Genomic DNA, 3,304 nt, shown 5'->3' on the forward strand with positions numbered 1-3,304 from the left:
GGCACCCGGCCCTGGCCGGGCAACTCGGTCGCGACTGGAGCGACATCGACGCCGAGTTCGACGCCGCCCTCGATGTCGTCCTGCGCGGCGTCGACGCGCAAGCGCGGGCAGCGCGCGAGCCGGGCGTCGGCTCTTCCTGACAACGGCCCTCACATCGGTCTGGACTCGAACGAATACCCGGCAGACCAAAAGCGCAGCCCGGTGTCCCGCAGATTTCGCCCGGGCCGACCGCACCAACGCATTCGGCAGTACCCCGAGGAGCACCAGGACCACGACGCGCCCGCCTGCGCGCCTCATGCCGGCCCAGTTCGCCGCGCTGGCGGCCATCTGGGGTGCCAGCTTCCTGTTCATCAAGGTCGGGCTGGAGGCGTGTCACCGGCGCAGGTGGTGCTCGGCCGACTCCTGGGAGGCACCGTCGCGCTGCTGGTCACCTCGCTGGTGACCCGGACCCGACTGCCCACAGGACGGGGCGTGTGGGCGCACTTGAGCATCGTCTCGTTGTTGCTGTGCGTGGTGCCCTTCCTGCTCTTCGCCTGGGCAGAGCAGCACATCGACTCCGGCCTGGCGAGCATCTTCAACGTGACGACTCCGCTGATGACCATAGTCGTGGCCCTGCTGGCCCTCCCGGAGGAGCGGCCGACCCGGGCCCGCCTCGCCGGCCTGGCCACCGGATTCGTGGGCGTGCTGGTCGTGCTCGGCCCATGGCGCGGACTGGGGGAGGCAGCGCTGCGGGCCAACTCGCCTGCCTGTTGGCGACGGCCTGCTACGGCATCGCCTTCGTCTACCTGCGCCGCTTCGTCGCGCCGCGTGGCCTGCCCGCGATCTCGGCCGCGACCGTCCAGGTCGGCGTCAGTGCCGTGCTGATGCTGGTGCTCACTCCGTTCCTTCCGGCGCACCCGGTCCACCTGACCTGGCGGGTCACCGCGAGCGTGCTCGCGCTCGGGATCCTCGGCACGGGGACGCCTACGTCTGGAACACCAATGTGGTCGCCGTCTGGGGCGCCACGAATGCCTCGACCGTGACCTACCTGACCCCGGTCGTCGGGGTCGCTCTCGGCGTCCTGCTCCTGGGTGAGCGGATCACGGGGAATCAGCCCGTGGGCGCGCTCGCCGCCGTGCTCGGCATCGCGATCAGCCAGAACCGGATCCGCCTGCGCTGAGCGGGCTTCAGGCGAAGGCGATGGGCACGCCGGAGAAGTTCTCGGCCAGCCCGGCGCCGCCCGAGGGGGAGGAAGTGAGCCACTCCAATTGGGCGAGTTGCAACTGATCGCCGAAGGCGTCGCCGGTCGTATGCAGCGCGGACGACCACGACCAGGAGAACTCGGCCGCGCGCCATACGCGCCGAAGTGCGGTGTCGGAGTAGGCGTTTGCCAACGACTCGTCGCCGCGCTTCCATGCGCCTAGAGCGCGGGCGAGCAGGGTGACATCGGCGATCGCGAGGTTGAGTCCTTTGGCGCCAGTCGGCGGGACGACGTGCGCGGCGTCGCCGGCGAGGAAGAGGCGGGCATGCCGCATCGGCGTGGTCACCCGGCAGCGGAGGGGGAGGATCGATTTCTCGGTGATCGGGCCCGTATGCAGGGTCCAACCGTTCTCGCCCGAGCCCAGACGCGTCGCAGTCGCCTCCCAGATCCGGTCGTCGGACCAATTGGTGATGTGGTCGTCATTCGGCACCTGGAGGTGGAAGCGGCTGATGCTGGCCGAGCGCATCGTGTGCATGGCGAAGCCGTCGGGATGCCAGGCGAAGATGATCTGGTCGGTCGACGGCGCGACATCGGCGAAGAACCCCAGCCAACTGTGCGGATATCGCCGCTCGTAGCTGCGCTGGATCGGCTCGGGAATCGACCCGCGGCTCACGCCCGCGAATCCGTCGCAGCCGACGATGACGTCGGCGTCGATGCGGATCGCGCGGCCGGTCGCGTCGATCCCGGTCAGATAGGGCGCGGTCGAGTCCACGTCGTGCAGGGCGACGTCCTCGACGTTGTAGTACATCTGCTGGCCGGCCGCGAACCGCGCGTCGGAGATGTCCCGAGTCAGCTCGCTCTGGCCATAGACCCACACCGGTCGGCCGCCGAGGCTGACGAAGTCGACCGACCGCTTCGCGCCCGGCCATTGGACATAGATGCCGCGGTGTTCGAGGCCGTTCTTGTGCAGGCCGGCGGAGAGCCCGGCGGCGTCGAGCACGTCGACGGAGGCGGCTTCGAGCAGCCCGGCGCGGAAACGGCCGCGCACGAACTCCGACGATTTCGCCTCGACCACGATGGACTCGATGCCCTCGCGCTCGAGGAGGTGGGAGAGGAGCAACCCGGCCGGTCCGGCCCCGATGATCGCCACGCGGGTCTTCATGGCGTCAGGCTATCCAGCCGGCCGGTGCCGGCGATAGATGGCATTGCGCAACGGGGCTCTCAGGCGGCCGTGCCGTGGCTTGGCCCGTCGTCCCAGGTGTCGCTGCCGAGCTCGTCGAGTCGCGTCATCCACCCGGCTGCGTCCCGGTGCCGGCCCTCCCGCTGCAGGACCCGAACGATCAGGCGCATCATCGCCGCGTCCTTCGGGCGGCGGCGCACGACGCGGCCGGCCGCCTGCTCGGCTTCGGCGAGCCGACCGAGCGCGTATGCCGATCGGGCCAGAATCCGTTGTGCCGCCAGGTCGTCCTTGGTCCGGGGCGCGCGGACGGTCAAGGGAGCGACGAGGCGCGCGCTCGCGGCATACCGGCCGTCTTCCAGGAGGCGGGTGGCAAGGGACAGGCGCTGTTCGGTAGTCATGACTGCCCGTCCAACGCGCTCGCTCGCCCGCGTGTTCCGGGGATGGGCGCCGAGGGGCGCCGGGGACGGACGGTGCCCATGGCGAGGCCCCCAGCCATCGCCGGCAAACTTTCTTCGGCACGACGTCGAGACTGGCTTCGCTGGCGCGTCTGGTGGGTGACGATCGGCGCTGAGCCGGTCGGATCGAACAAGCAGAATCGCCATGTCGCAGTACCTGCTGAGCAATATCACTCCCGCCGGCGCACCCTCGAGCCGAGCGAGTTGCAGTCCGTGATCGGGCGGGTCATCGCCCTCACTGAGGAGATGCAGGCCGCCGGGGTCTGGGTGTTCGCGATGCCGCTCGCCGACCCGTCGAGCGCCACCGACCGGCTCACGCCCAGCGAGCGGGTGGCCTTTGTGCTCCACGACAGCTTCGGTTTCGAGTTCCCGATGATCGCCGACCTGCTCGAGGCCAGCCCTGCGGCTGCCCGCAAACTCGCCTCCCGCGCGCCGGCGAAGGTCGCCGCGCCGATGGCCCAGGACCAGCTCGCGGACTGGGAGGTCGTC

At 70.2% G+C, this 3,304-nt stretch carries 4 protein-coding genes and 2 pseudogenes; 4 read left to right on the plus strand and 2 right to left on the minus strand.

The features are described 5' to 3' along the window. Positions 1-72: 72 nt before the first annotated feature. The 3 genes and pseudogenes from PKH97_RS15205 to PKH97_RS15215 form a co-directional block, all read left to right on the plus strand. Positions 73-636 (plus strand): annotated as a pseudogene (locus PKH97_RS15205) (DMT family transporter); the annotation flags it as partial. A 65-nt stretch (positions 637-701) separates the two neighbouring features. Continuing rightward, the gene (locus PKH97_RS15210) at positions 702-1,022 is read left to right on the plus strand and encodes a hypothetical protein (protein ID WP_324388440.1); all 321 of its coding nucleotides are present in this window, start codon (positions 702-704) and stop codon (positions 1,020-1,022) included. Continuing rightward, the gene (locus tag PKH97_RS15215) at positions 1,019-1,159 is read left to right on the plus strand and encodes an EamA family transporter (protein ID WP_324388436.1); all 141 of its coding nucleotides are present in this window, start codon (positions 1,019-1,021) and stop codon (positions 1,157-1,159) included. The genes PKH97_RS15210 and PKH97_RS15215 overlap by 4 nt, the downstream gene beginning before the upstream one ends. A 7-nt stretch (positions 1,160-1,166) precedes the next feature. Here the strand turns inward: PKH97_RS15215 and PKH97_RS15220 are convergent, their stop codons facing one another. Next, the gene (locus PKH97_RS15220) at positions 1,167-2,342 is read right to left on the minus strand and encodes a 4-hydroxybenzoate 3-monooxygenase (RefSeq protein WP_324388438.1); all 1,176 of its coding nucleotides are present in this window, start codon (positions 2,340-2,342) and stop codon (positions 1,167-1,169) included. Positions 2,343-2,401: 59 nt separating this feature from the next. Beyond that, positions 2,402-2,758 (minus strand): tetratricopeptide repeat protein, encoded by a 357-nt coding sequence (locus PKH97_RS15225; RefSeq protein ID WP_324388439.1) that lies wholly within the window; start codon positions 2,756-2,758, stop codon positions 2,402-2,404. Positions 2,759-2,914: 156 nt separating this feature from the next. On the opposite strand from PKH97_RS15225, the pseudogene PKH97_RS15230 reads away from it, so the two are divergent. Continuing rightward, positions 2,915-3,304: pseudogene (locus PKH97_RS15230) on the plus strand (hypothetical protein); the annotation flags it as partial.

This window comes from Nostocoides sp. (genome assembly GCF_035343835.1).
GTDB classification, from domain to species: Bacteria; Actinomycetota; Actinomycetes; order Actinomycetales; family Dermatophilaceae; genus Nostocoides_A; species Nostocoides_A vanveenii.

Coding starts and splice junctions, on each gene's coding strand:
- PKH97_RS15210 (WP_324388440.1), top strand. CDS start 702: ATGGCGCGGACTGGGGGAGGCAGCGCTGCGGGCCAACTCGCCTGCCTG.
- PKH97_RS15220 (WP_324388438.1), bottom strand. CDS start 2,342: ATGAAGACCCGCGTGGCGATCATCGGGGCCGGACCGGCCGGGTTGCTC.
- PKH97_RS15225 (WP_324388439.1), bottom strand. CDS start 2,758: ATGACTACCGAACAGCGCCTGTCCCTTGCCACCCGCCTCCTGGAAGAC.